Origin of the sequence: Limnothrix sp. FACHB-881, assembly GCF_014698135.1 — a bacterium.
Taxonomy (GTDB): Bacteria; Cyanobacteriota; Cyanobacteriia; order CACIAM-69d; family CACIAM-69d; genus CACIAM-69d.
Genome location: NZ_JACJSN010000006.1, coordinates 178,318 through 204,886 on the forward strand (window position 1 = coordinate 178,318; position 26,569 = coordinate 204,886).

Here is a 26,569-nt window from a genome sequence, read left to right on the forward strand (position 1 = left end):
TAGCCTGTCCCATCGCCCGCAACCCTAGCCCCTAGGAGCCAGTTCTCGGCAGGCTACCTTCGCGCGGCAGCGTTGTTTTGGTGGCTCGGTTCGTTTTCGCAATCATGTAGTCGATCGCTCCGGCCAGATTCGGGGCGATCGCGTCGGGTTCATACCCTTCCAGGCGATCCCGATCGCGAATTCCGCTGAGCACACCCACGATCGGGATTTGAGCCGATCGAGCCGCTGCAATATCCGCCTCCGTATCTCCCACCATCCAGGTCAGGGCAGCGGGCGGCAACTCGCCCATGGCTTTGGCCATGAGTTTGGGCTTGTCTTCCACGTCGCGGGTTTTCACATAGTCATTCGGCAGGCAATAGCGGCGATCGGGTGTGAAGAACCGAGCCAATCCACACCGCTCCAGCGCTTCATCCAATTCCCGCACTCGGCGCATCGTCATTACCACCAGCTCCCAGCCCATGTCTTGGGCCCGCTCCAGTGCTTGGATTGCACCGGGAACCGGTTGATCCAGAGACATATATTCCATGCGGTGAACCGTGTCCCGCCGCAGTTGGGCAAATTGATCCGCTTGGGTTCCATCCAAACCCGATCGCACACCAATTTCAGCCTCTTTGACTTGGGCCCGTTTCAGGTTCCAAAATTCCCGCTTGGACAAACGGTGGATTTCCTGACCCGATCGAGCAATTTCCCGCAAACAGTATTGATAGACCTGGTAATACCGCTCTGAAACATCCGCGATCGGGCCGTCGAAATCCGTAATCAGTCTCATATGCCACTAGTGACCTGATGATGGGCAAGCGAATTTCGCAATCAATTTGCAAACTGATTGCCTTGGCTCGCTCTTAGGTTTGTTAAGAGTTGTAATGAAATCTATCTAATGACAATTCACCCCATTCGTCAATTGAAAGGGTCGTTATAATCACCGATCGTTCATCGAAATATTCAATGGCTTGATCCAAGATTGCTTATTTTCATTCTCAATAACCCTAATTTTTAAGCAGTTCCCGACAGCATTTCTGTGCCACAGACTGGCGTTGGTTCCCGATCATTACTGTCGATCGCCCTTGCCGATCGTCACTGCAATCACGCGCAGCCATTCCCCATTGACCTAACGCAGCGGCACGATTCACGGCGGTCACGGACGCTCAAAATTCACGATGACCATTCACCACTAAAATTCATATCGAGTTCGAGTTAGCAAAACCGGTTCAAAATTTGGCACAAATTCGCGCTCAATGAAGCGGCAATTTGGCAGTAACTCCCCCAGAGTCTGGCGCTGATTTGCCCAAATGTGCCTGCGGAGCCAGCCCTAAACGGTCAAATATTGCGCGTTTGGCCATGATCGATCGAGGGGATGCTCCTACGACGTGATCCCCTGAATTTGGGGCTCAGCCCCGATCAAGCGGCCGATGGTCATTTGAGCCACGATCGGGACTGTTACGAAACATTTCAGAAATAATGCTAATATGAAGTTGCCCTTAACAAGTTCCAGGGCAACCCCCCAAAAGTCACGCTTTTAGACCCCCACTTCACCAAGTCTTTACGCAAAAACGGCAAATTTTATACGTTTCTTTAACTGGGTCTGGCTTAGACTTTTTAAGCTGAAATCGAGGCAAGGGGAGTGTATCTTGCAATGAGCCTTGAAGTATGGCCTGCTCTCACGTCAAATCTCGATCGCACGAAGCGAAATTACCCCAAAGCTTCATCGGTTTTCGCAACAAATCGGTTGTTTTTGTGCCCAGCCAAACAGGATCTTGGTTTGCAGCTTGTCCGCTGTACCTGTTGAGACATCATCTGAGTCTCTGAAGCATTGCTCAACCTGACTTGAACGGTTTTTCCAAAACGGCTACCCCCATTCATCAATTTTGGTCGGTGGCTGCGGCATCCAAACTCGGTGTGCCCCCTCTGCAATCACGACGCTTCAGCGTCACTTGTTAGCTTTCTTCAACTTTCCAGATGTTCCAACTTCTCCAATTCCTTCGTGACAGCATCGATCGCATTGAAATCCGCGATCGGGAAATGGCCCTTTTGATCTATCGCCTCATCCCCAGCCAATGCCCCTTCGCTCGGGACGTGAAGTTGTTTGGGCGCTTGTTGTTTCGGATTCCGCCCCTGTGCAAGCTGAATCCGCTCTATGAACAGTTGATGGGGCTGCGATTCCGCGCCACTTGCTATTTGGTTGACCAATGCGGCATAGATCTGCTGGCTTTGGGTTAACCAACGCTGGGCTAATCAACGGTTCACCAACTAACCAGCGCACCAACTAGCCAACAATCAAAGCCATAGCCGATCGCCCAACAGGGCAATCACGCTGCTCGCAATGGGCACGGTGAGGTTGTCGATTCCCCACTTGGAGAAGGCTTCCAACCCCGTTGCCAACCCGGCAATTCCCAGGGCGATCGCCCCAGCCGGCCAACTGAACCCTTGGGTGCTAAACAAAATACTGGCGGCCACCAGAAAACTAACGATGGCCATGGTGGCACTGCCTTCCCAACTTTTGGTGATGCCGCCCAATTGATATGGATGGCGGCCAAACCGCTGCCCCACCAAGGCCGCCAACCCATCACCCCAGGCCATGACCAAAATGCCCAGCGCTGCATATTGGGGGCGATCGGCCGGCCAGCAAAGGGCAATGACAAGACCAATGCTGATGGCATAAAACAGCGTGCCCAAACTCCGGCGACCCACGCCGTTCACGCTGGGGAGCAGGGGCAGGTGATAGGACAGCCAGGCCCCCAAGGCGGCCAACAGAGAAGCCGTGATCCCCACCCAGGCCGGAATTTGCAACCACCAGGCCAAGAGCAACACATGGCCGGTGCTGATATGTACCACTTTGCGCCCCACTTCGGGCCCCGCAACCTGGCGGCGATAGAGCCATTCGGCGGTGAAGATGGTGACTCCCAACCAGGCGGCCACTAGGGCGATCGACCCCAGCAAAGAGGGTGTGAGGTTGAGGTGAGGATCAAGAAAAGACATGGGAGTTGCAACGCAGCCGAACCCGATCCACTCTAGCCTGGATTGCGGCGCTCCCGATTTCCCCGACTGGGAGCTGCGAATTAACGCCCGGTCAGCTTCGCTCTCAACTCAGCTAGCGGCGACGGCCGCTGCTGCCAAAACCACTGCGCCGACTGGAAGATCCCGAGCTACGCGATCGCTCCCGCGCGGAAGAACCGGACGATCGAAAGGTGCTGCTGCCAAAGCCGGCCCCGGTCGATCGGCTGCGATCGCGGCTTGGGGAACGGGTGGCGCTGGACGGCGTGGCGGTTGTGGTGGAGTCAGGGGTTGTGCTGGGCGTGGCGGCCGGAGATGAACCACTGGTGTTGGAACCAAAGCCACTCGATCGGGAAGTGGGGCTGGGGCTAGGGCTGCGGGTGGGGCTGTTTGCTGGCGAAGGTCGCAAATTTTGGGTGGTGCGGAAGTTGCGATTTTGCACGGGCGCTGGGGGAGCGTTGTAGCGCTGTTGGTATTGCCCGGCGGCCTGTTCATAGGTTCCGCCATAGCCGCCAAATCCCGTCAGCACCGATCCCGATCGATAGGGCGGCGGCACGTAGTAGTAGGGCTGATAAAAATCGAGGTCAATTTCCAACTCCCCACCGCGCTGCATCGGTTGCCAGTAGGTGGGTTGCAGTCCCGCCTGTTGCACTTGGGTCGGTTCACCGCTCAACATTTCAATTTTGAAAGTGGGCAGCAGATGCAACACCGGAGAACTCGTGGGGCTGCTGACGGCCAGATAGCTGGTTTTGCCCGCTTTGGCTTCAGCTTCCGGAATCTGAGCCATTTGCAAGTTGCTGATCCGGTAGGGACTCATCCCCGGCGGCGCATTCAGCAACATGAGGGTATATTCCCCGGTGCTGTTGTTGTAGCTGGCCTGTTGCACAGGATAGTTACCCGCCACCGCAGGCGCAGCGGCCCTTTGGTTGACGATGCCATTGTTCGTCGAGCTGTTGGCATTGTTGGCATTGTTGGCGGAACCACCGCAGGCCGCCAAACCACCCCCCAGGGCGATCGCCAAAGCCAGCACAGTGAAACGCCGGAGGGCCACCGATCGCGATTGAGACCAAACGGGAGCCAAAGAGTCTGCCAACAACCGATGAGAAACCATAGCAACCACATCAATCAACCATCATGACTCTACAAAACTTTCGGGATGGTCAGCAATGGCGGAAATTGGTGATGACCGATGGCCGGCTATTGCGGCCAGACGAGTCCTGATCGCCCCACCGCCCGATCGCTTCCCGATCGCCCAAGGATTAAAAACAGCAAAACAGCAAAACGACGGCTCAGCACAAAGACTGAAGCCGTCGAGAGAGGAGAAAAGAAATGAGACGATTAACGCGGCTGAAATTCAGCTAAAGGCTTTTGCAGTTCAAAACCTGCCCCTACTGCTGGGTCACCTGCTTGCTGGTATACGCATCCATGGCGTAGGCATAGGCGGGGCGGCGCTTGCCGTAATCGATCGAGGAACCCGTGATCGCTTGGGCCAGGGTTTCAAATTCTTGAGAATTCCAGTTGCGCGAGTGGATCGGTTTGGTCTGCTCGCCCAGGAAATAGGCTTGGGTTCCGAGGACGACGGCTGCGAGCCAGCCGATCGCGAACAGTGCGATGAGTAAAACCATGACAACCTCTCGGGGTGATCGCAACGCTTTGTTGCCTTATGTAAATAAATGTAACAACATGTTTACGATCTGTCAAGCAAATCCCTTGGGACGGTTTTCCTCGCGTTGCCTTACCATGCCCAAAGTCAGCTAATCCCGCCCGTTCAAGGGTTTCTGGTGACGCTAATGGCCGGGTTTGATCCCTCCAAAGTCCGGTTTTTTGCCCCGAGCCACCCAAGGCAGCCCATCAAAAAGCGATCGGCCATGGCCGATCGCTGAGGAACAAAAGCCCGGATTCTGAGAATCTGGCTCAAATTGTTAAAGAACATTGCAAGCTTGGGAAGCGGAATCAGCCCCTAGGACAAGGCCGCCTCCAGGCGATCGTGGGCGGCCGGTTCCGCCACGGGCGTTAGGATCCCCAGTTCCGATTCGGGGATTCCCAGCAGGTTGCCGTAAAGCTTCACATATTCGATCGCGGATTTTTCCCAACTGAAATCTTGGCCCATGGCCCGCTGCTGCAACTTGAGCCATTCCGCCTTGAACCGGAAGGCTTCCGAAGCCCGCACCATGCAGGTAAACAAATCCAGCGGTTCATAGCGATCGAAACAATAGCCCGTGCCCGCTTGGCCCACGGGATCGTTATGTTGCACCGTGTCCACCAGGCCGCCAGTCCGCCGCACGATCGGGATGCAACCATAGCGCATGGCCAGCATTTGACTGATTCCGCAAGGTTCAAACCGCGACGGCATCAGGAACGCATCGCACCCGGCATAAATCCGGCGGGAAAGGGCATCGTTGTATAGCAAAAAGACTGAAACGCGGCCAGGATGACGGGCCGCCAATTCCCACATCTGGGTTTCATAGTAGCGATCGCCCGTTCCCAGCAGCACAAACTGCGAATCGGTGTAGGCCAAGAAGCGATCGATCGTTTGCATGATCAGATCCACCCCTTTTTGTTCCACCAACCGCGACACCATCCCCACCAGGAACGTGTTGGCATTGATCTCTAAGCCCATCTCCTCTTGCAGGGCCACCTTGTTCAACCGGCGATTCTCGATCGTCTCGGCCGTGAACGGTTTGACCAAAGCACGATCGGTGGCTGGGTCGTAAACCTCCGTGTCAATCCCATTCACAATTCCCGACAGCTTGCCGCTAATCCAAGACATCAACCCCTCCAACTGCTCGCCATAGGTGGGGGTTTGGATTTGGTGGGCATAGGTGGGCGACACCGTGGTGACCCGATCGGCATATTGCACCGCCGCCGCCAAGGTGTTGTGGCCCTGCATATACCAAGGACACCAGGTCATTTGCTCCAATTTCCAGCGCCAAGGCCCTTGGTAAGCCAGGTTGTGAATCGTAAAGACCGTCGAGATGTCCGGCGATTGGTGCATCCAAACCGGAATCATGCCCGTGTGCCAATCGTGGCAGTGAATAATCTGAGGTTTCCAATAGTTCCAGGCGAATTCCGAGGCGGCATTGGCAAACAGGGTAAACCGCCAATCCTCGTCATCACCGGCATAAATGCGCCGCGGCCAAAATGCCGGATGCCCCATTAGGTATAGGGGAACATCGGTTCCCGGCAGGGTTGTTTCATAGACGGCAAACCGCTGAAACATGGCATCGCTCCACCAAATTGGCTCCTTGGGCGCGTCCACTAACTTGTCAGCGATGAAGCCATAGAACGGCATAAAGATCCGCACGTCGTGGCCCATGGCCCGCAACACCTTGGGCAACGCACCAACCACATCGCCCATGCCACCCACCTTGGCCAGGGGAGCTACTTCAGCGGAAACAAACAGGATTCTCATGGGGCGATCGCTTCTATATAGAGATCAGATGCTATGCAGGGCTGTAACTGTTTTACCAGCGGTTCGGTGTTTTGGGAGTGCTTATTGCTGCCGATCCCCACCGATCCCCTGAAGCCGATCGCCCCGTGGGGCCCCATCAGGCAGTCACGAATTTTGCAAACCGGGTTTTGTGCGCCCATCCATCTTGCTTATTGCGAAAATCAGCACATTTTTGCCCGATCTCAGCCGCTGGTTTCCCCGATCGCCCTGGTTTTTTCAAACCCTGGCCAGCCGCACAATGACGGGCAATTCAGGATTTTGTGATTCAAGATGCAGACCACCTCGCCAAAGGTGGGTATCCTAAAATTAGAGAACGCAATGATTTCGAGTTTTGATATTTCTTTACTAATTTGCCGTCAAAACTGCAAAACGACTTCAAAATTCGTTACTATAGAGTTTCCTCAGTTGCCCAGCGGTCGTTCGCGGAGCCGAACTGCCATGAAAAAAGACCCCACAGCTACGGATCTCGTTCGCGCCTACCTTCGTGAAATTGGTCGCGTTCCCCTGCTCACCCACGAGCAAGAAATCGTCTTGGGCAAGCAGGTACAACGCCTCAACGTTCTGCAAGAGGAAAAAGACAAGCTGACCCTGCGCCTGGGCTATGAACCCGGCTTGGCGGAATGGGCAGCGGCAATCGGCTTGAGCCTAGATGAGCTGAAAGCCGCCATTCGCGAGGGCGATCGCGCCAAACGCAAAATGGTGGAAGCAAACCTGCGCCTCGTGGTGTCCGTTGCCAAGAAATACATCAAGCGAAATGTGGACCTTCTGGATCTGATCCAAGAGGGCACGATCGGGATGCAGCGCGGCGTTGAGAAGTTTGACCCCACCAAGGGCTATCGGTTCAGTACCTATGCCTATTGGTGGATCCGTCAGGCCATCACTCGGGCGATCGCGGAAAAGGGGCGCACCATCCGCCTCCCGATCCACATCACCGAGAAACTGAACAAAATCAAAAAAGCCCAGCGCACCCTGTCGCAACAACTGGGCCGCAGCGCCACCATCGCCGAGTTGGGCGACGAAATTGGCCTCTCTCCCAAGCAAATCCGGGATTACCTGGAACGGGCCCGCCAGCCCCTATCGTTGGATTTGCGAGTGGGCGACAACCAAGACACGGAACTTGGTGAGCTGCTTGAAGACGAAGGGCCCTCCCCGGAGGAATTCGCCACCCAGTCTTCCCTGCGCGGCGACATTGAAACCATCATGGCCGACTTGACCCCCCAACAGCGGGAAGTGCTTTCTCTGCGCTTTGGGTTAAGTGACGGTCAGGCACTCACGTTGGCCAAAATTGGTGATCGCCTGCAAATTAGCCGCGAGCGCGTCCGCCAAATTGAACGCGAAGCTCTCACCAAGCTCCGCAAACACAAGGCAGACATCCGTGAATACCTAGCCAGTTAAGGATTTGGTTCTCATTTGTTGCTGAACTTCTGTTGCTGAACTTGAGTTCGTCTCTTAATCGACCATTTATATTACTATAGTACGCTGGGTCAAGTTGATCCGGCGTATTTTTTGGCTTTATAGGGAACGGGGCGATCGACGGCCTCGGGGGACTTGGCGTGGAGCGAAATCCGGAGAAAATATAAAATCTTCATGAGTTTTTCACAATCCAAATCGCCATTATGAAGTGTTGATGAAGAGACTAGGCGAAAAAGGTCTCAAAATCTATGATTGGGATCAAGCGGTACTTAACCAAATGTTCTTCTACGTCTTCATTTGGTGACTCTTCATGAAATTCTCAGTTGTTATCCCCTGCTATAACGCCGAACAATGGATCAATCAGGCTTTGCAAAGCATTGCCGAACAAACCATTCCAGCTAGCGAAGTCATTGTGGTTGATGATGGTTCTACCGATCGTTCGATCGAGTGCCTCCGTCGCAGCCCAGTGCCAACCAAAATTTTGCGCACACCCAATCTGGGCCCCGGAGGAGCCAGAAATGCAGGAATTGCCGCCGCCACTGGTGATTGGGTTTCTTTTTTAGATGCCGATGATTGGTGGAAGCCAAACCACTTAGAGCGCATTCAAGACTTAGTTGGCAACTCGGACGATGTGCTTTATTTGGCCGCCGCTGAACACTATTCCATCAGTGCCGATCGAGTGGTTTCCATGTCCGATACGGGCCCATTTTCAGAGCCAACGGGGCAACTAGATCACGCCACTTATTTCCAGCTTTATCGCAAGCATGGCATCTTGGAACTGTCGAGTTTGGCCGCCCGTCGATCGCACCTGCAAGCCGTTGGTGGGTTTGATGAAAAAGCATCCGGTGCAGAGGATTTAGAATTGGTTTTGCGGGTCATTCATGGCCAAACCTGGGCTTACGATCCCGTGCCTTCTAGCCTGTATCGATGCAGCAATCCTGCCAGCTACTCCCGCACTGCCCATGCCAACGAACAGCGCTTAACCGCTAAGTTTCGGGTCTTTTTGAAGCACCGCGATCACTATCAAATCAGCCAGTCAATCTTCATGGAGCTGGGCAAAACCATGATGAGCAAGGCAATTATGAGCGGTGATTGGCGAATGCAACAGCGGGTTAAAGAATTGGTTTATTACTACCTGTCAACTCCCCAAAAAGCTGTTTTCTCGATCGCTGGACAGTTACCCACCTTCTATAGCCTATTGAATCAACTGCGCAATCAACTGAAAGGAGAGCAGTACCGACCTCGCAAGGTGTTGAACCCGGTCAGTGCTTAATCTCTTCAACGTTGCTTCCTAGGCTTTCATACCATTGCATTGCTCTTGATTGGGGCCACTCCATTTCAGCCCCAATTTCAGAGCCTGCTAAAAGCGGTTCACAGCTAGCTGTCAATCGAGTTCTGTACTTTCATCTTTCATAGAACCGGAGCATTCAATTTGTTCTGGTTCTATTTTGTTTTTTCTTTCATTCTTCGATTTTTCCTATATCTCTGATTGATTTCTATCTTTTGAAGATGAATAGTAGCTCCGCTGAAGTTGACTTTCTGGCAATCCAGATGACCATGCCACAGATAGGCCACTTAAACATCGCCAGACTTCGTTTGATCAGTCTCGATCACAAAGAAACTGCCTAATTTTCCTGATTAGTGGCGTGAGAAATTGAGCAAATTGCCACATAATCGATACTCCGTCAAATCCGGTGAGGTCGTCTTGGCCTCGTCTTGGCTGGCAGGAGGTTTGAAAAACCAAAACTGCTACCCTGTGGATCGCCTCGATCGACGCAAATCGGGGGCTGAAGCTCCTTGAACCCGGGACTCCTGGCGCTTTGCCAGTCCTCCAAGTGACTTCTCAGGCATCTTCATTTAGGTCTAAATTGACCTGTTGATGAACCCTGAGTTGACCCTGATTTGGCTCTCAGTTAGTTCTGAGTTAGTTCTAAACTGACCCATTGGAACCGCAGCCCTCAGCTTCAGCCACCCACACCAGCCTGAGTGCGCCGTGCCGTTGACTGCGTTAGTCCTGCCACGACGGAGAAACTGTAGCGCTCATGTTCGATCGCCTCTTGGCCCAAGCTCCCAAGCTCGCGGCCTATCCCCTGCCCTTGCGGATTGCCAGCTTCATCGGTGTGTTGTTGGTGTTGTGGTTGCCGGTGGCGGCCCTCACCTGCTGGCCCCTGGTGCTGTCCCTGGGTTGGAGCCACAACCTCACCAACCTAATGGCGGTGTTGACCTTATATTTGGCCATTCTGACCACCCTGTGGCTGTGGGGGCGACGGGTGCGCGGTCAGCAACGGCCGCTCTCCGCCTATGGTTGGTCTTGGAACCGGGGCATGGTGCAGGATTTGGCGATGGGCGTGGCGATCGCGATCGCGAGTTTTGCCCTGCTCCATGGTCTCTATTACCTGTTGGGTTGGTTTTGGTGGGAAATGCCGCCTAATCAGTCCTGGTTAACCATTTGGCTGAATGGCATCCTCAACGGCGTGGGGATTGCGTTCCTCGAAGAGCTGTTTTTCCGAGGTTGGTTTTTGGCAGAATTTCGCCACTCCATGCCCCGGAAGCAAGCGGCCGTTTGGACGAGCGCGATTTTTGCGACCCTGCATTTTTTGAAGCCTTTGGATGCGGTTTTGGCCACTTGGCCCCAATGGCCGGGCCTGTGGCTGTTGGGAATGACCATGGTGCAGGCGCGGGCCTTGGGGCGGGCCCAACCGGGCAGTTTGGGTTGGTCGATCGGGATGCATGGCGGTTGGGTTTGCACCATTACTGTTCTGAGCCTCAGCGGCATGGGACACTACAGCCCGGCCGTGCCCGCTTGGCTCACAGGCATTGGTGGCAACCCATTGGCCAGTGTGTCGGGGTTGGCCTTCATGGCGATCGTGTTTGGGCTGTTGCGCTGGCGAGCGCACCGGCAATCCATGCCCCCCATCCACTAAAAATTGCTTGGAAAATCCGTCGAAAAGTGCCTGGGAATCTAATTGAGATCTCATCAAGATTTGATCACCATCTGATCACCTGAATGATCCTCTGATCAGCCCCATGGCGAATCCAAGACCTCAGCCAAATATGTCAAAATTCCTGTACGCCTTGATTTGCGCCCCAAATTTCCCATGACTGTCGCCGCTCTCGATCGCCCCGTTCAACCCGATTTCCAAGACGACTTTGATGTGATTGTCGTGGGAGCCGGCCATGCGGGCTGCGAGGCGGCCTTGGCGGCGGCCCGGCTCGGTTGCAAAACCCTGCTGATTACCCTGAATTTGGACAAAATTGCCTGGCAGCCTTGCAACCCAGCCGTGGGCGGCCCGGCCAAGTCGCAGCTTGTCCATGAAGCTGATGCATTGGGCGGTGAAATTGGCAAAATCGCCGATCGCACCTATCTGCAAAAGCGGGTGTTGAACGCCTCCCGCGGCCCGGCGGTTTGGGCGCTTCGGGCCCAAACGGACAAGCGCGAATACGCCGCCGAAATGAAACAGGTGGTGGAAAATCAGCCCAACTTGCTGATCCGGGAGGCGATGGTCACGGATCTGATTTTGGGAAACAACGACGAAATCATCGGCGTAGAAACCTATTTTGGCGTGGCGTTCCGCTGTCGATCGGTAGTGCTGACCACGGGCACGTTCCTGGGCGGGATCATCTGGGTCGGCAACAAGTCGATGCCCGCCGGTCGCGCCGGGGAATTCGCCGCCGTGGGGCTGACGGACACCCTGAAACGGCTGGGCTTTGAGACCGATCGCCTGAAAACCGGCACACCCGCCCGGGTCGATCGGCGATCGGTGGACTTCAGCAAGATGGAACCCCAACCGCCCGACCCCGATAACCGCTGGTTTAGCTTCGACCCAGCAGCTCACATCGAGCGGGATCAAATGAATTGCTATTTGACCCGCACCACCGCCGAAACCCATCGCCTAATCCAAGAAAACCTGCATTTGTCACCGGTCTATGGCGGCTGGGTCGATGCCAAGGGGCCGCGCTATTGCCCCAGCATTGAAGATAAAATCGTGCGCTTTGCCGACAAGGAATCGCACCAAATTTTTATTGAACCGGAAGGGCGAGAAATCCCGGAACTCTACATTCAAGGTTTTTCAACGGGCTTGCCGGAACGCTTGCAAATTACCATGTTGCGATCGCTGCCGGGACTGGAAAATTGCACGATGTTGCGCCCGGCCTACGCGGTGGAATATGACTATTTGCCCGCTACCCAGTGCTATCCAACGATGATGACCAAAACCGTGGAAGGCCTGTTTTGTGCGGGACAAATTAACGGCACGACGGGTTACGAAGAAGCGGCCGCCCAAGGGTTAGTGGCGGGCATCAACGCGGCTCGGTTGGCACAACAAAAACCGCCCGTGATTTTGCCACGTGAAAGCAGCTATATTGGCACACTGCTCGATGATTTGTGCACGAAAGAATTGCGCGAACCCTACCGAATGCTGACCTCGCGATCAGAATATCGGCTGTTGTTGCGATCGGACAATGCCGATCGCCGGTTAACGCCCTTGGGTCGCGAAATTGGCTTGATTGACGATCGCCGCTGGGATCTGTTCCAAACCAAACAGGCGAACATTGCCGCTGAACAGGAACGGCTGCAAACCTCGCGGGTCAAGGAAAACGACCCGTCAGCTCCGGCGATCGTGGCGGCAACGGGCGGCCCGATCAAAGGCTCCGTAACCCTGGCGGAGTTGCTGAAGCGGCCGGGCTTCCACTACGAACAATTGGCGGAGTTTGGGTTAGGCAATCCCGACCTCGATCGCGCGGAAACCGAAGGGGCAGAAATCGAAATCAAATATTCCGGTTACATCCAACGGCAACAACGACAAATCGAGGCGATCGCCCGCCAAGAAAATCGCCGCCTACCGGAGAATTTGGATTACCAGGCGATCGACACGCTCTCGAAGGAATCGCGCGAAAAACTAGCAAAGGTGCGTCCCCTTACGGTGGGTCAAGCATCGCGAATCGGTGGTGTAAACCCGGCGGATATCAACGCGCTGTTGATCTATTTGGAACTGCGCGATCGGCAGCCTACGGCTACCATCGGCTAGTAGCTTTTAGGGTTTTCAATACTACACTCGTGCTGCTCTGCTCTATACGATTGGATTTAGGCTCTTCAAATTGCTAATAAAGGCATGAATATTTTTTTGTTTTCGCTGGAAAAGACAGAAAGTAAATTTACTCATGCTTCTCTTAGAGAACACCTTTTGGAGAATGAGGATTTTAAAATAGCTGTCAGCCTTCCATCTATTGGCTGGGCGCAGTCTCCTGTGAGTATTGCTGATGACTATCTATTTGCTTTGTATTTTGGTGAATCCATTAGCCCTTTTTGTCAAGAAATATCTTGTACTATAGAACATAGTCGAGAGTGTCATCAAGTAATTTTCGATGTTCATCCAATCAAAGAAGAAGCTACTTTGAATAGTCTAGTATCTGAAATATTGCGCTTCTCTGATGTGGATGATGAAAAGGAATCAGGTATGAGATTCTGGGATACTCTTGAAGAGTTTAGAATAGATTTATCCCCAGACCAAATACTGACCTTTCCTGAATTAGCTGATGAATACATGATCAACTCAATAGCTGGCATCAATGACTGGGATTTTAGTCCAGATGAAGAACGAGAGCACTATGAAAGATATCCCGAAGAAGAGTTTGGTTTCTTTCATTCATATGTCAGCCCCCATATTGGCTATGCTGTTTATACCTCTACATGGGCTTGGATAGTTCCTTCTTATTCTGCTCATAGGGAGTTTATTCCTGATCTCGATCAATTACTGCTGCTATATGCAGGCTTTGGAAGTAAGTTACCCGTGATGCAAGAAGCTAATGTTTTTTCAATTGGAGTTTTACAGCCGGTGGTTTTGAATAAATTGGTAATGATGTTTTTTCCTAGAGAAAATTACGAAATTGCAAGAGAATGTACAGATGCTATTTTGAGAAAAATGATGACTTTTACCAAGAAAGAGTATTCACAAAAGTCCGTAGCAAGTCTCTTTCAAGCGCCAAGACCACTTCTTTCCTTCTCCGTAAAACTATCAGAGGATGGTCACCTAATGATTATCCGGGATGAGGTCGCACAGTATATTTTCTTTAGAAGCAGTCTTGCATCTCTCAGCAATTTACAAGAAGGGAGTTATGAATTTGCTCTTGAGCAATTATCAGAGAAGATTGGTGATCTAGCAGGACATAGTGTTGATATATCCTGTCCTTGGGAAAAAATAGATGATGATTTATTTGAACAACTTTGTTACGACTTGATTATACATTCTCCTGACTTTGACCCAGATACCAGGCAAAAAATGGGGAAGTCACGTTCCCGAGATGGTGGGCGCGATATTGAAATATACACTTACAGTCGGTTGAATCGACCAAGAAGAAAATGGATTATTCAATGCAAGTTATTAAAAAGAGGAGCAACTCTCGCAGGATCAAAAGTACAAGTTTCTGATGTCATCGATCAATATGGAGCTGGAGGTTTTTGCATAATGACTAATGGTGTTATTGATGCAACACTACATGACAAGCTAGATGGCATTTCCCGCAATAAAAAGATTGAAATAGAAAAGTGGGATTATCTTAAAATTGAACGCTTATTGGCAACTCCGAAATATCGCAACATTAAGAAGCGCTATTTCGGAATATAGAACCTTAATCTGCATTCGATATGAATCTGGAATACCTAGATTGCCTTCGTTTTCGAGATAAATTCAGAGGCAGCAGTAGGGTGGGCACTGCCCACCTCATAATCTATCGTTCAGCACATCCGATCACCTTTAGCAGAGGGTCATCATGGATTGGAAGATAGATAACACCTGGGCTAGAGGGTGGTGGGCACTGCCCACCCTACTAGCTTTTTGTCAGTGGTCAATGGAGATTTGCTCATGCAAAGTTTTCGAGTCATCGCCTCAAAAGTTGCGATCAATGAGAACCAAATCTCAGCCTTCTGCCAGCGCTGGAAAATCACGGAATTTTCATTGTTTGGGTCAGTCCTAAGAGACGATTTCCAACCCGAAAGTAGTGATATTGATGTGCTTATTTCGTTTTCCCCGGATGCGCATTGGACACTGTTTGACTGGGCAGATATGGAAGATGAAATTCAACAAATTTTCCAACGAAAAGTTGATCTAATCAGTCGCCGAGGACTAGAGCGCAGCCGCAATGAGCAACGCCGTCAAGCCATCCTAGATTCTGCCCAAGTGATTTATGCAGCCTCGTGAACCAAACTACCTACGAGATATGCTAAACGCTGCACAATTGGCGCAAAGCTTTGTACAGGGTATTGACTGGGAAGTATTTGAACAAGATTTAATGCGCCAAGCTGCGGTCATTCGTCAGTTTGAGATCATTGGTGAAGCCGCTCGTAGAATTTCTACTGAAACTCAAGCAGCTATTCCGAGCATTCCTTGGGCTAAAGTGATTGGGATGCGAAATCGCCTGATTCATGAATATGATGCGATCGATCTCGAAGTCATTTGGGACACTATTCATCTGGCATTGCCGGGGTTAATCACTGCCATAGAACAAGCCATTACCTGATTTCCAGGGGCTAACTCGATCGCGTTGGTTGTGCTCAACCGGGTAGCGAATCCAGCAAAGCAGTCAACATTCGGCCTGGATCGGCTTTCAGCTTCACCGCCACCAAACCCAACAAACCACTAGCCGCGAAACCCAAAAACCAACCGCCCACCGGCCAAGGCACATCTACCACGCCATAGCAGTAGAGCGCAGCGAAAGCCAGTCCCAAAAACCCCAGAACAGTGCCGCCCCAAAATCGCTGCCAAGTCGTCAGGTTCTGGTCTGGATTAAGATCATCAGGTTGCGTCTTCATCAATTCACCGGACAATAATAGGTGGACGATCGGGCGTTAAGTCCTGATCTGCTTCTCCAATGTAGCGAAACTCAGCTCAGGATTGTGTCCCCAAGTTCAAGATTTATAGATCAAATGGACTTTTCATTTCAATGTACCTACTGCCATGAAGTGCATGAAGGATCACCAAGCTTTGGGTTCACAGCGCCCGATCCCTACGTGGCACTTAGCGAGGAACAGAAACAGTCGATCGCTTCGCTGACCGATGATCTATGCGTGATTCGCTATGAAAATGGTACAGTCGATCGATTTGTCCGAGCAGTGCTGGAAGTCCCCATTCATGGCATTGATCGCCCCTTTCTCTGGGGAATTTGGGTCTCAGCAAGTGAGCAGAGCTTTGATCGCTATGTTGCCACGTTTAATGACCCGACTGAGGGCGATGGTTTCTTTGGATGGATCTCAAATCGCATTCCTGAATATCCCGTGGAGTCGATGCGATCGGGCGATGTTTACATTCAAATAGGTCAGCAGCGCCCCAAAGTCCTGCTTCATCAGCCTAAGCAAGGAATTGATCAACTATTCATCGATCAGCAGCAAGGAATTCCAGTCGATCGCGCCCAAGTTCTAACCGAAAAACTCTTACACGGACTCTAGGGTGTCACGAATAAACCTCAGGAATTATCCGGCTTGCTCTGCCTGAGTCCACCGTTGCATCAGCCATTGCATTGTTTCCCCTTGGCTCTCCTGTTGGCTTCGTTGCAAGGCTTCGGAAACTAGGGCGATCGACAAGTTGGGTAAGACTACGGACATTTCAATCATGCCGCTACGACCTTGATCAATCCCAAATGCCATCACTTGGGATTGCACCGAATCCACCACCCAATATTCCTGAATTCCTAACTGTTCATACAACAGTCGCTTAAATCCCAAGTCTGTATTGAGGGAACTGGCGGCAATTTCGATCACCAACGTGGGCGGCGCATACTGATTCAGATCGACGATCGCGTTATTGGCCGGTGGCAAGCGGCGATCGGCCCCCAAATAAAACGCAATGTCCGGCTGAGCTTCCCGTTCTCCTGGTTTTTGGAAGCTTGTGTTTGTGTAGCCATGAACTCGTATGCCTTGCTGCATGGCATACAACAAAATGATTGCACTCAGCAGTGTGTTATCTCGTCCGTGCAGTGGCCCAACTGGTGACATATCAATCAAAAACCAACCATCGTGATAAAAGCATCGAGCCGCTGCGAATTCAGGGCGATCGGCTTGCTGGCGAAAATCTGTCCAAGCGCCAGCCAGCCAGCCTTCGTCCAAGGAAGCAGCGATTGGGTTTGGTGCGATCGTTGCAAGATCGATCATGGATTGTTAGCCTCAGTGCGATCGCCTTATTTGATTATGACTCAAGACTTTAATGCATCTAGATTGGACTTCTTGACCAAGAACAAGGTTCTAAGCTGATAGCTGTGAATTGATAAGCTATTACTTTACAAAATTTATATTCTTCCTGCTGAAAAACCAACTCTAGAAAAAAGTTAGTCTCAACATAGACACTGATCATGCAACCAGAACCTCATGCTCAATTTTTCCTCCTTGAATAGCTGAATAAAGCCCCGATTCCAGAATCCAGCTTTGAGACTCATCCAAGTCACTCGGCTCTGGATTGGCATAGATTAGTGTAGCTAACCAAGTGGAAACAATTAAGACCAGGCTTTGCCCAGCGACTTGATCTTTAGAAATATTGGCACGATCAAAGTAGGGCTGAAGAATTGACTCTGCGTTGATGATGTAATCAGGTTCTCGGAGCGATGGGATAGGCTCTGCATCACACCAAAGATAAAAATGATCTAAGAATGCAAATAGGAAATAAGGCACGTTGGGCTGATCGCCATGGGCTAACAGATTCTGGCGAAACTGAGCAACCCAACTAGGCGATTTTTGGCGGTAGCGTTTGACTTCAACCATCAGCACCAAACGCCCATCTGCACCGCGCACAACTAAATCTGCTTGCATTTAAGGAGTTCCAGTTAATAGTCCAAGCACAATTCTGACCAGAAGTGCCTAGCTCCAGTATCACTGATCCCATTGAGTCAGTATAAAAGTACAGATGCCGACCTAGGAGCGATCGGCATCTGCTGGTTAACGAGTTTTTAGGCAAATTGCGATCGCGTTACCCGATCGCCCCTTTCAATTGGGTTTTCGCAGCGGCGATCGCCTCGTCCAGTTTGCTGGCATCGCGGCCGCCCGCTTGGGCCAGGTTGGGTTTGCCGCCACCGCCGCCGCCGCAAAGTTTGGCGATCGCCCCGATAAATTTGCCCGCTTGCAGGCCCTTGGCGATCGTCGCTTTGCCGAAGGCCGCCACCAGGCTCACTTTGCCGTCATCAGTGGCCGAAGCCAGCACCACCGCCGCGCCATCGCCCAGCTTTTGGGCCAGCCGATCGCTCGCCGTGGTCAGGGAAGCCGCATCGACCCCATCCAACCGCGCCACCAAAATTCGGAAGTCGCCGATCGCCTCGGCCTGGCTGGCCAAGCTGTCGGACTTGGCGATCGCCAGTTCCGCTTTCAGGGCATCCAGTTGCTTTTGGCTGGTTTTCAGCTCCTCTTGCAGGGTGCTGACCCGATCGAGCACTTCCTCGGGCTTCACCTTGAACCGATCGCTCAGGTCGCGCACCACCCGATCGCGCAGGTTCAAATAGTCCAAAATTGCCGGGCCCGACACCGCCTCAATCCGTCGGATGCCGGAAGCCACGCCCGCTTCGGAAATAATCTTGAATGCGCCGATTTCCGCCGTGTTGCTCACGTGGGTGCCGCCGCACAGCTCCATGGACACGCCGGGGAAGTCCACCACGCGCACCACGTCGCCGTATTTCTCGCCGAACATGGCCGTTGCACCCTTAGCCTTGGCATCGGCGATCGGCATTTCCGCCACCACCGCGCCGTGGGCTTCCGCAATCCAGGTGTTGACTTGGCTTTCCACCTGGGCCACCTCGTCGGCGGTTAGGGGGCGGGGGCAGTTGAAGTCAAACCGCAGCCGATCGAAGTCCACCAGCGAGCCGGCTTGGGAAATGCTGGGGTCAATCAGCGCCTTCAGGGCCGCTTGCAATAGATGGGTGGCGCTGTGGTTGGCTTGGGCCCGACGGCGACAGGCTTGGTTGATCGTTGCTGATACCGTTTGACCGGCTTTCAGGATGCCGCGTTCGACTCGCCCGAAATGCACAAAAAAGTCCGATTCTTTTTTAACATCGGTGATTCGCACCAGCAAATCATCGCCGCTGAAATAGCCGCGATCGCCAATTTGGCCGCCCGATTCCGCATAGAGGGGGGTGCGATCGAGCAGGATTTGCACCTCGTCTCCAGCGTTGGCGGTTTCTACTACTTTGCCCGCCACCAAGAGCGCTTCCACTTGGGCGGTGCTAGCGCTATTTTGGTAGCCCAAAAATTCGGTTTTTTGGACTTTCTCAGCCAGGGAATCGATCGAACCCTGAACGGTCAAATCGATCGTTTCGTGGGCGGCGCGGGCCCGTTCCCGCTGCTTTTCCATCTCCACTTCAAACCCATCGACATCTACCGAAATACCCTGCTCTTCGGCAATTTCCTGGGTCAATTCCAACGGGAAACCGAAGGTATCGTAAAGAACGAAAGCATCAGCTCCCGAAATTTGTTGGGGATTTTTCGCCAGAATTTCCGCCAGCAGTTTCTCACCCCGTTCCAGGGTTTTCAGGAATTGGGCTTCTTCCCGTTGCAATTCAGATTTGATGTAGTCGGCCCGATCGCGCACGTTCGGATAAATTGCTTCTGACAGGGCGATCGCCGTCTCGGCCACTTTTGTGGTGAATTCACCGGCAATCCCAATCAGGCGGCCGTGGCGCACCACCCGCCGAATCAACCGCCGCAAAATATAGCCCCGACCCAGGTTAGAAGCCGTCACCCCATCGGCGATCAAATGCACGACCGCGCGCACGTGGTCGCCAATAACTTTTAGGGAAACCTTGGTTTTTTCGTCGGCTTTAGTGTAGTCAACCTGGGCAATATCGGCAGCCGTTTTAATGATCGGAAAAATCAGATCCGTTTCATAGTTATTCGGCACTTTTTGCAGGATTTGGGCCATCCGTTCCAAGCCCATTCCGGTGTCGATATTTTGGTTTTGCAGGGGCGTGAGATTGCCATCGGCATCACGGTTATATTGCATGAACACCAAGTTATAAAACTCGATGAACCGCTCATCATCTTCTAGGTCAACTTCGCCTGCTTGGTCGGGAAAAAAGTCGTAATAGAGTTCTGAACAAGGGCCGCAAGGGCCAGTGGGGCCAGAGACCCAAAAGTTATCCGCCTCGCCCATCCGCTTAATCCGATGCTCGGGTACACCGACTTGATCGCGCCAAATGGCGAAGGCTTCGTCGTCGCTTTCAAACACACTAACGGCGATGTTTTTGGGGTCTAAGCCAAAGCCTACTTCGGGATCGGTGGAGAGTTTCCAAGCCCAGGCGATCGCTTCTTTTTTGAAATAGTCCCCGAAGCTAAAGTTGCCCAGCATTTCAAAGAAGGTGTGGTGGCGCTTGGTGCGGCCCACGTTTTCAATGTCGTTGGTGCGGATGCATTTTTGGGAAGTCGTCGCGCGGGGTGTGGCGGGCGCTTGCTGACCCAAAAAGATCGGTTTGAAAGGCAACATCCCGGCGATCGTCAGCAACACCGTCGGATCTTCCGGCACCAGGGAGGCGCTGGGCAGGCGTTTGTGGGCCTGGGCCTCGAAGAAAGCCAGGAATTTTTCGCGAATTTGGGAACCGCTGAGGGAGGCTGGCGACGGCATAGGGCGGGGGTAAGCAGGGCGATCGGGGACGGGAAATAGTTGCGAAAACCAGTCTATGAGTTTAACTCAAGTCGGGGCGGCGCTGGTTAACTCCAGGACTCGTTGATAAAACCAATGGTTACGATCGCGCGTTTCCTGCAAACTTTCGGGGTAGGTGCGGCATTGTTTTAAAAAGCGTTGCCAGCCGGTCACATCGCAGGTGAAGCGATCATACCGACGACGATCGATCCAGGTTTTTCCCAGTAATTTCAGTTGCCAACCGGCGGGCCGCCACCGCTCGATCGGGAAAATGCCCGGCTGATGTTTCAGGGTGTGAGTTTTGCTGGTGAACGGAAAGGCCAAAACCCTCCGCCCCAACAATGTTCCCCAATAGGCTCCATGGTAGGAACTGGTGAGAATGGTTTCGCCGGATCCGAGGAAATTGAGAACCGTTTCAAAATCCGTTTCCTCGTTGGTCATGCGGGGAAAATCGGGGAAATCAATCTGGAATTTTTTGTGGGAAAACACCACAAACTCATGGCGAATCAGCCTCGGTTGGTCAAAGGCGGGATGCAGGCAACTGGCACAGGGCAGCCAATGGTAACCCAAGCCCAAATTCTCCACATGGGCATCCCGCAACCCCACTAAATCAAATCCATCCAGATAGGTTCGATAGTCAAAATTTTGAATTTGTTGGGGTGTAAATTTGCCGTAAATCTGCTGACCGGGCCCCCAGGCAATTAGTTTGGTTCGATCGGGCGATTGTTGTCGTTGCTGAACCAGGGCTTGGATTGCCTTTTGAAAGCGATCGAACAATAGGCCACCCCCACCCACCACATGCACGATCGGGCGATCACCGAATAATAATTCCGCTTGGGTTTGGTCGCGGGTTTCTGGATCTAAGCGGCGCAGATCAATCGCTTGTTGATCGGCGGCCAATGTTAAATAACGACTCGGAGCCGCGAGCAAATCACCAATATTTTTGGGGTCAATGACATGCCAATTGAGTAACTGCCAAGCATCAGCAACAGGGGTATCCATAGGCTCCGGGCGGCTGTCGTAACTCCGTGAGGGGATCATTCCCATTTTCCAAAGCGGCCCCCACCTAGCGGGACTGAATTCGGAAATTACTGAGCACCCCTTCCAACACCGCATCCCGATGCCAAAGGGAATCGCTGTCGATCGCCACCACGTAGGTTTTGCCCTGGCGCGTGTACAGGGCAACGATCGAGGCCAGGGATGGGTTATCGATCGTATACAGTTGCCAGCGCCGGTTCCGATAGCGTCGTTCTCCGAGCGATCGGGTGGGGTAAGGGAGCGATCGCAACACTTCCGCCGTGGACTGTTGGGCCACCGACACCGCCAACACCCGCCCCGTCGCAAACCCGCTGCCATCCACCTCACTCCAAACCGGAGCCAGTCCTTGCATACTCAAGCGCCAACCCGCTGGAATTACCATACTGATCCCGAGATTGTTGGCCGTGGCCGGCGTGAACCGCAGGGCCTTGGGCACTTCAAATTGCGTCCGCATTTGCGACACACAGGCCGCATTGGGGGCGCGATCGGGCGCTTGCAAAAAGCCTCCCATAATTTGGCTCACGCAATCGGAACTCCCGAACACCGCGTGACTCAGGCCCGGCAGCACGTAGCGATAGTGGCGATCCAACCCCCGGGCCACCCGTTCCGCAAACTCCGGCGGCGTGACCTGATCCAACTCCCCAGACAACAGCAACGAGGGCACAGAGCTGCGCACCGGTTGATTCACCTTAGGAGCCAGGGCCGGCACTTGCCAGGTTTGACAGGTGCGCAACAGTTCCTCAGGCGCTTGGAGCAGGGCCGGGGCAATTTCCGGATATACACCGCTGGCATCCACTTCCGCCAAGGTAAATCCGCCATCTTCCGAACACATCACGGAGTTATAAACCCCATCGGCCTGACTTTTGCTAAACAGCAACAGCGGCAACACGCGCAGAATTCCCGCATAGCTGTTTTGGCGAGTTTCCCGTAGGGCTTGGGGCAACTTGGGAATGCTGGCGGAGGAATAAAACGCCGTGCTGACAGCAGAAATGAACCCATCCCCATCCAACAACACGGGAACCGCCAGCCGATTTGGATCCAAATTCTCGATCGAGAGCCGACCTTCCAACAAATCCTGAAGCTCCCCATAGTTGGGCAACTGAATCACCTGGGGGCGCGCCCGCAGCTTGGCCACGGCTCCCAAAAAGTCCTGTTCAAGGGTGGTGTAGGTGGAACCACAAAGGCGATCGCGCCGACAAGCTTCAAAAAACCGCCGCAGGGCCCGATCAGTATTGCGCGGTAAATGCACGATGAAGCTGGTATCCAGGGGCGCAACGGAATCCAAAATCACCGATCGCAGGCGATCGGGAAAATCGCGCATCAGGTGCTGGGCCAACATCGTCCCGTAGGACACCCCATAGAAATTGAACTGCCCCCCGTAGCCCGCCGCTTGCACCACCAAGGGCACATCCGCCGCACTTTCTAGGCTGTTGTAGGCTGCCAAATCCACGCCGGAATTTTTGAGCCGATCGCGACAGCCCGCCACGGCCGCCTGATAGCGATCGCGCAGGGCCGGCGAGTCGGGAAACCGCGCATTTTGCACCTTGAAATCATAGACTTCTTGGCAAAACAAAAAGGGTTCTGAATAGCGTGTGCCCCGTTGATCGAACAAAATAATGTCCCGATCGCGCATTCCCGCCAACGAGGGCAAAAAGGCCGGCAACAACTCCAACATTGATCCACCCGGCCCCCCTTGGGCCATTACCAGCGGATCCGGTTGCGGGTTGGCACTCTTGCTTTTTAAGATTGCCACCCCCAGACGAATGGTTTTTCCGGTGGGATTACTGTGCCGCTCGGGCACGGTCACCATGCCGCAGCGCACCGTTTCCCGGGCAAACTCCGGCGGTAGGGTAAAGGGGCAATTGTTCGGCTCGAAAGTGGGCGTGAAGTTGGAGTTAGCGCTGGAGTTGGGTGTGGAATTGGGGGCGGAATTTAGGTCAGGGCCGCTGGAATCTGGCGCGATCGGGGGTGCAGCCGGAGCATTGGGTTGCAGCAGCGGCTCGATCGCCTGAATCGTTTGACCCGTCTCTTGGGCCAACGATCGAGCAGCCATGGGCAACGTTGTGATCGTTGTGGCACAGGCGGCCAACAACATCCCCAACCGCCGATGCCAATTGCGCGATCGCCGCGTTCTCACCCCTGAAGTCGTCATGTTTTTGTATTGACTCCGCAACGTTGACCCCATGAGTTAAGGCAGCCGCGCTACTACTGTAGAAATTTGGTTTAGGAATTTTCTCGTTGGGGGCGCGAATCCTGTAGGGGTGTACGGCCGTACACCCCAATCCAGAATTGCACTAACCCGCTGGAATTAGCCGATCAGATGCTTGGCCGCTGCTGCCACCCCAGCGCCGGAGGTCACCTCAGCCCCCAACTCAATCAAAGTGGCTTCCAGAGCGGCGATCGCCGTCAGCACGTCCCGATCGCTCACAAAGCCCAAGTGACCAATGCGGAAGATCTTGCCCTTCAGCGCATCCTGACCACCGGCCAAGGCGATGTCGTACTTCTTGCGCATCACCGATCGCACCTGTTCCGCATCCACGGACTGGGGCATCACCGCCGTGATCGCCGGGCTGGCGCAATCATCGGGTGCATAGAGCGGCAAATTCAGGGCCGCCACGGCCGCCCGGGTCGCGGCCCGCAACCGAGCATGACGCGCAAAAATGTTGTCCAGCCCTTCTTTCTTCATCAACCGCAAGGCCTCTTGCAGCGCGTAGAACAGGTTTACGGGCGGCGTGAAGGGCGTGCTGTTTTTGGCGGCATCCTTGCGATATTTGCCCAAATCCAAGTAGTACTTGGGCAGGGTTGCGGTTTTGTAAGCTTCCCAAGCCTTGGGACTGACGGCCACAAAGCCCAAACCGGGCGGAATCATGTAGCCCTTTTGGGAGCCGGAAGCCACCACGTCCAGGCCCCACTCATCGATCGGGACGCTGGTTGCGCCCAAGCTGGTGACCGCATCCACCATCATCAGCGCACCATGAGCCTTCACATGGCCGTTGATCGCTTGCAGGTCGTTGATCACCCCCGTGGAGGTTTCGCTGTGGGTGACAATCACCGCCTTGATGCTCTTGTCGCTGTCGGCACTCAGGCGATCGGCAAAGGCTTGGGGATCCAAAGGTTTGCCCCAATCCGCCGTCAGGGTTTCCACCGTTAGCCCATAGGCCTCGGCCACCTCGGCCCAGCGTTCGCCAAACTTACCATTTGTGCCCACCAACACGCGATCGCCCGCGCTCAGGAAGTTGATGATGCCGGCTTCCATGGCCCCCGTGCCGCTCGAAGCCAAGATCAGCACATCATTTTGGGTTTGGTGCAGCCATTTCAGGTTTTCGGTCACTTCGGCCATAATCTTGCCAAAGTCGCCGCTCCGGTGACCGATCGGGTGTTTGGCCTGGGCCAGCAGCACGGGTTCCGGAACCGGGGTGGGCCCCGGAATCATCAGCATCAATTTGTTATCCATCAGCCGGATTGATTCGCTACAAAAAAGGGGTGGTTACTCAGTTGGCCGGGTTGCCGACCGGTCGCGGCTCATCAGTCACGGTTCATCGCCGGGCGATCGGCTGGGGGACGCGATCGCCCGGTTGCCATTGCCTTGTCGCCTGTGTCATCACTACGTCGTGAATAAGTTGGATCCACGCGAGAGACCATCCGAGAGACCATTAGTGTAGAGCCGGAGTGGGAACTTGCGATCGAACAGCGCCAATAAGTCAGCTTTTGCTTACGGATTTGCTTGATCAGATTTGCTCGATCGGATTTGCTCGATCGAGCATGGCATCATCCCATCCCCATCCCATCCTTCCCGCCCACCGATCGCGCACAAACCGCCATCGCCAACCACTCCGCAACCAGGCGATCGACCCTCAACCAGCAATCCCAGGCAATCCCGATCGCGCACAAACCGCCCCTCAACCAACCCAACAACCTCCATAAAGAAAGGGCCCGGCAGCGCCAGACCCTCTCCCAAACGGATTTTAAAAAACTTTCCTTGCTCACCGCCTCAGCGCCACCCCCGATCGCAACAGATCAGAACTGGCGAGTTGAAAACGATCACGACTCAACTGTTGATTAGCCCCAAGCGAGCTTTGGCCAATTAGCCCTTGCTGTTTTCGCGGCTGGCAGTTTGGATGTAAAGAATCAGCAAAAAGGCAGCAGGAATTGCCACAAACAGAATGCTGGCAATGAAGCCGAGATCATTAACTTGCATGGAATGATGCCTCTAGGTGTCTTTTGAAGTGTTGGTTGACCCCGCGCTAGGGCAGGGAGCTGAGACCCAAGCCGCCAAATTGATGGCTGGGGTTGATAGATGCTGTCCAGTCTACCAAAGGCTGCTCGCTCCATTGGCTGGAAGTCGGCCGGATTGGCCCAGGGCGATCGGGCAGCGGTTTCCCAGGCACATTCCTGCACGGTTTTGAGGATACACCGGGCTAATTTGCGGTGATTGATGGCGATTAATGGCGCTTGATGGTGATTGATGGCGCTTGACGGTGCTCAACCCGATCGCGGGATGATCACGAATCAGGGGCATTCCCGCAAGCACACGAAGCAAGTACTGATTGGGCGACTGCAAATTGGCGGTCAATCAACAAGAAATCGCCGATCAATCGACGGCTGCGCGAGTACCGAATAATACCCCACTAACCCCACCCAACACGGAACCACTCATTATTCAGCCCGATCGCCTTGCTTCAGGGGCGATCGCGTGCTAGGACTAGGCGGGGTGGTTGCGGACAATCCGCCATTAACCAAGACTTAACCCCTGCGGGTGCTCTCTTCATGCCGTGTTTGGGCATTTTAGCGGTAACATCCTGAAGGCTCTGACCCAAAGTCTCAACTCCCAGCCGATGGTTTTAAAGCTGTCAGCTTAGGGTTAGTTACTCCGTCAAAGTCTTTTGATTTCACAGCGTTTGTTCAAGAAGATCACCCACTTAAATTCGAGTGAAATTTTCTGAACTAACGCTGCTGTTGCTGCTGATCATGATTAACCATGCCCAAACTCAAGATCTGAATCCTCTGAATCATTCTTCAATTAGCCCCCAAAGAATTAGCCCCCAAAGCCTTTCTCAGAAATTCTCAAAAG

The 26,569-nt window shown here is 53.4% G+C and carries 22 protein-coding genes; 9 read left to right on the forward strand and 13 right to left on the reverse strand.

Annotated elements, in window-relative coordinates; all coding sequences use genetic code 11:
* Positions 1 to 31 precede the first annotated feature (31 nt).
* Positions 32 to 769, reverse strand: coding sequence for an HAD family hydrolase (locus H6G52_RS08095; protein ID WP_099532534.1), 738 nt, complete (start codon positions 767 to 769; stop codon positions 32 to 34).
* Between the two features lie 1,187 nt (positions 770 to 1,956).
* Between H6G52_RS08095 and H6G52_RS08100 the strand changes: the two genes are divergently transcribed.
* The gene (locus H6G52_RS08100) at positions 1,957 to 2,217 is read left to right on the forward strand and encodes a Mo-dependent nitrogenase C-terminal domain-containing protein (RefSeq protein WP_190527583.1); all 261 of its coding nucleotides are present in this window, start codon (positions 1,957 to 1,959) and stop codon (positions 2,215 to 2,217) included.
* Positions 2,218 to 2,274: 57 nt separating this feature from the next.
* On the opposite strand, the gene H6G52_RS08105 is transcribed toward H6G52_RS08100, so the two are convergent.
* From H6G52_RS08105 to glgA, 4 genes are all read right to left on the reverse strand, one after another.
* On the reverse strand, positions 2,275 to 2,976 hold the full coding sequence (locus H6G52_RS08105; RefSeq protein WP_190527585.1) for a diacylglycerol/polyprenol kinase family protein: 702 nt from the start codon (positions 2,974 to 2,976) through the stop codon (positions 2,275 to 2,277).
* 112 nt (positions 2,977 to 3,088) lie between these two features.
* Entirely contained in the window at positions 3,089 to 4,102 is a 1,014-nt protein-coding gene (locus tag H6G52_RS08110) for a hypothetical protein (RefSeq protein WP_199312261.1), read from the reverse strand.
* 277 nt (positions 4,103 to 4,379) lie between these two features.
* Positions 4,380 to 4,616 (reverse strand): photosystem II protein, Psb35-related, encoded by a 237-nt coding sequence (locus H6G52_RS08115; RefSeq protein WP_099532531.1) that lies wholly within the window; start codon positions 4,614 to 4,616, stop codon positions 4,380 to 4,382.
* A gap of 335 nt (positions 4,617 to 4,951) precedes the next feature.
* Positions 4,952 to 6,403 carry a glycogen synthase GlgA gene (glgA, locus tag H6G52_RS08120; RefSeq protein ID WP_190527587.1) on the reverse strand — a complete coding sequence of 484 codons (1,452 nt, stop codon included), beginning with the start codon at positions 6,401 to 6,403 and terminating at the stop codon, positions 4,952 to 4,954.
* A gap of 477 nt (positions 6,404 to 6,880) precedes the next feature.
* Here glgA and H6G52_RS08125 point away from each other — a divergent pair, with 477 nt between their 5' ends.
* From H6G52_RS08125 to H6G52_RS08155, 7 genes are all read left to right on the forward strand, one after another.
* Positions 6,881 to 7,837, forward strand: a complete 957-nt coding sequence (locus H6G52_RS08125; protein WP_099532528.1) for an RNA polymerase sigma factor, RpoD/SigA family — start codon at positions 6,881 to 6,883, stop codon at positions 7,835 to 7,837.
* Positions 7,838 to 8,165: 328 nt separating this feature from the next.
* Entirely contained in the window at positions 8,166 to 9,128 is a 963-nt protein-coding gene (locus tag H6G52_RS08130) for a glycosyltransferase family A protein (protein ID WP_190527588.1), read from the forward strand.
* Between the two features lie 769 nt (positions 9,129 to 9,897).
* The gene (locus H6G52_RS08135) at positions 9,898 to 10,779 is read left to right on the forward strand and encodes a CPBP family intramembrane glutamic endopeptidase (RefSeq protein WP_190527590.1); all 882 of its coding nucleotides are present in this window, start codon (positions 9,898 to 9,900) and stop codon (positions 10,777 to 10,779) included.
* A 174-nt stretch (positions 10,780 to 10,953) separates the two neighbouring features.
* Positions 10,954 to 12,882, forward strand: a complete 1,929-nt coding sequence (gene mnmG / locus H6G52_RS08140; protein ID WP_190527592.1) for a tRNA uridine-5-carboxymethylaminomethyl(34) synthesis enzyme MnmG — start codon at positions 10,954 to 10,956, stop codon at positions 12,880 to 12,882.
* A gap of 84 nt (positions 12,883 to 12,966) precedes the next feature.
* Positions 12,967 to 14,478 (forward strand): hypothetical protein, encoded by a 1,512-nt coding sequence (locus H6G52_RS08145; protein ID WP_190527594.1) that lies wholly within the window; start codon positions 12,967 to 12,969, stop codon positions 14,476 to 14,478.
* 237 nt (positions 14,479 to 14,715) lie between these two features.
* Positions 14,716 to 15,051 (forward strand): nucleotidyltransferase family protein, encoded by a 336-nt coding sequence (locus H6G52_RS08150; RefSeq protein WP_190527596.1) that lies wholly within the window; start codon positions 14,716 to 14,718, stop codon positions 15,049 to 15,051.
* Between the two features lie 19 nt (positions 15,052 to 15,070).
* On the forward strand, positions 15,071 to 15,370 hold the full coding sequence (locus H6G52_RS08155; protein ID WP_242026268.1) for a DUF86 domain-containing protein: 300 nt from the start codon (positions 15,071 to 15,073) through the stop codon (positions 15,368 to 15,370).
* Between the two features lie 34 nt (positions 15,371 to 15,404).
* Here H6G52_RS08155 and H6G52_RS08160 read toward each other — a convergent pair whose 3' ends face one another.
* Positions 15,405 to 15,662, reverse strand: a complete 258-nt coding sequence (locus tag H6G52_RS08160) for a hypothetical protein (RefSeq protein WP_190527600.1) — start codon at positions 15,660 to 15,662, stop codon at positions 15,405 to 15,407.
* A gap of 114 nt (positions 15,663 to 15,776) precedes the next feature.
* Here H6G52_RS08160 and H6G52_RS08165 point away from each other — a divergent pair, with 114 nt between their 5' ends.
* Complete coding sequence (locus H6G52_RS08165; protein ID WP_190527602.1) at positions 15,777 to 16,295, forward strand: DUF2199 domain-containing protein; 519 nt, start codon at positions 15,777 to 15,779, stop codon at positions 16,293 to 16,295.
* Positions 16,296 to 16,319: 24 nt separating this feature from the next.
* On the opposite strand, the gene H6G52_RS08170 is transcribed toward H6G52_RS08165, so the two are convergent.
* From H6G52_RS08170 to psbM, 7 genes are all read right to left on the reverse strand, one after another.
* Entirely contained in the window at positions 16,320 to 16,997 is a 678-nt protein-coding gene (locus tag H6G52_RS08170; RefSeq protein ID WP_190527604.1) for a Uma2 family endonuclease, read from the reverse strand.
* Between the two features lie 195 nt (positions 16,998 to 17,192).
* A complete protein-coding gene (locus H6G52_RS08175) occupies positions 17,193 to 17,648 on the reverse strand; it encodes a hypothetical protein (RefSeq protein ID WP_190527607.1) in 456 nt (151 codons plus the stop codon).
* 157 nt (positions 17,649 to 17,805) lie between these two features.
* Positions 17,806 to 20,442, reverse strand: coding sequence for an alanine--tRNA ligase (gene alaS / locus H6G52_RS08180; RefSeq protein ID WP_190527609.1), 2,637 nt, complete (start codon positions 20,440 to 20,442; stop codon positions 17,806 to 17,808).
* Positions 20,443 to 20,508: 66 nt separating this feature from the next.
* Entirely contained in the window at positions 20,509 to 21,462 is a 954-nt protein-coding gene (locus tag H6G52_RS08185; protein ID WP_190527610.1) for a hypothetical protein, read from the reverse strand.
* A gap of 64 nt (positions 21,463 to 21,526) precedes the next feature.
* The gene (locus tag H6G52_RS08190) at positions 21,527 to 23,650 is read right to left on the reverse strand and encodes an alpha/beta fold hydrolase (RefSeq protein ID WP_190527612.1); all 2,124 of its coding nucleotides are present in this window, start codon (positions 23,648 to 23,650) and stop codon (positions 21,527 to 21,529) included.
* A gap of 156 nt (positions 23,651 to 23,806) precedes the next feature.
* Positions 23,807 to 24,952: an alanine--glyoxylate aminotransferase family protein gene (locus H6G52_RS08195; protein ID WP_099532512.1), complete on the reverse strand. Its 1,146-nt coding sequence runs from the start codon at positions 24,950 to 24,952 to the stop codon at positions 23,807 to 23,809.
* A gap of 630 nt (positions 24,953 to 25,582) precedes the next feature.
* The gene (gene psbM / locus H6G52_RS08200) at positions 25,583 to 25,696 is read right to left on the reverse strand and encodes a photosystem II reaction center protein PsbM (RefSeq protein ID WP_099532510.1); all 114 of its coding nucleotides are present in this window, start codon (positions 25,694 to 25,696) and stop codon (positions 25,583 to 25,585) included.
* Between the last annotated feature and the right edge of the window lie 873 nt (positions 25,697 to 26,569).

Bases quoted from the DNA above. Each gene is read 5' to 3' on its own strand.
- H6G52_RS08125 (WP_099532528.1), top strand. From the start codon at position 6,881: ATGAAAAAAGACCCCACAGCTACGGATCTCGTTCGCGCCTACCTTCGT.
- H6G52_RS08190 (WP_190527612.1), bottom strand. From the start codon at position 23,650: ATGACGACTTCAGGGGTGAGAACGCGGCGATCGCGCAATTGGCATCGG.
- H6G52_RS08185 (WP_190527610.1), bottom strand. From the start codon at position 21,462: ATGGATACCCCTGTTGCTGATGCTTGGCAGTTACTCAATTGGCATGTC.
- H6G52_RS08115 (WP_099532531.1), bottom strand. From the start codon at position 4,616: ATGGTTTTACTCATCGCACTGTTCGCGATCGGCTGGCTCGCAGCCGTC.
- H6G52_RS08095 (WP_099532534.1), bottom strand. From the start codon at position 769: ATGAGACTGATTACGGATTTCGACGGCCCGATCGCGGATGTTTCAGAG.
- H6G52_RS08155 (WP_242026268.1), top strand. From the start codon at position 15,071: ATGCTAAACGCTGCACAATTGGCGCAAAGCTTTGTACAGGGTATTGAC.
- H6G52_RS08165 (WP_190527602.1), top strand. From the start codon at position 15,777: ATGGACTTTTCATTTCAATGTACCTACTGCCATGAAGTGCATGAAGGA.
- H6G52_RS08170 (WP_190527604.1), bottom strand. From the start codon at position 16,997: ATGATCGATCTTGCAACGATCGCACCAAACCCAATCGCTGCTTCCTTG.
- H6G52_RS08150 (WP_190527596.1), top strand. From the start codon at position 14,716: ATGCAAAGTTTTCGAGTCATCGCCTCAAAAGTTGCGATCAATGAGAAC.
- alaS (WP_190527609.1), bottom strand. From the start codon at position 20,442: ATGCCGTCGCCAGCCTCCCTCAGCGGTTCCCAAATTCGCGAAAAATTC.
- H6G52_RS08100 (WP_190527583.1), top strand. From the start codon at position 1,957: ATGTTCCAACTTCTCCAATTCCTTCGTGACAGCATCGATCGCATTGAA.
- H6G52_RS08105 (WP_190527585.1), bottom strand. From the start codon at position 2,976: ATGTCTTTTCTTGATCCTCACCTCAACCTCACACCCTCTTTGCTGGGG.
- H6G52_RS08145 (WP_190527594.1), top strand. From the start codon at position 12,967: ATGAATATTTTTTTGTTTTCGCTGGAAAAGACAGAAAGTAAATTTACT.
- glgA (WP_190527587.1), bottom strand. From the start codon at position 6,403: ATGAGAATCCTGTTTGTTTCCGCTGAAGTAGCTCCCCTGGCCAAGGTG.
- H6G52_RS08195 (WP_099532512.1), bottom strand. From the start codon at position 24,952: ATGGATAACAAATTGATGCTGATGATTCCGGGGCCCACCCCGGTTCCG.
- H6G52_RS08175 (WP_190527607.1), bottom strand. From the start codon at position 17,648: ATGCAAGCAGATTTAGTTGTGCGCGGTGCAGATGGGCGTTTGGTGCTG.
- psbM (WP_099532510.1), bottom strand. From the start codon at position 25,696: ATGCAAGTTAATGATCTCGGCTTCATTGCCAGCATTCTGTTTGTGGCA.
- mnmG (WP_190527592.1), top strand. From the start codon at position 10,954: ATGACTGTCGCCGCTCTCGATCGCCCCGTTCAACCCGATTTCCAAGAC.
- H6G52_RS08135 (WP_190527590.1), top strand. From the start codon at position 9,898: ATGTTCGATCGCCTCTTGGCCCAAGCTCCCAAGCTCGCGGCCTATCCC.
- H6G52_RS08110 (WP_199312261.1), bottom strand. From the start codon at position 4,102: ATGGTTTCTCATCGGTTGTTGGCAGACTCTTTGGCTCCCGTTTGGTCT.
- H6G52_RS08130 (WP_190527588.1), top strand. From the start codon at position 8,166: ATGAAATTCTCAGTTGTTATCCCCTGCTATAACGCCGAACAATGGATC.
- H6G52_RS08160 (WP_190527600.1), bottom strand. From the start codon at position 15,662: ATGAAGACGCAACCTGATGATCTTAATCCAGACCAGAACCTGACGACT.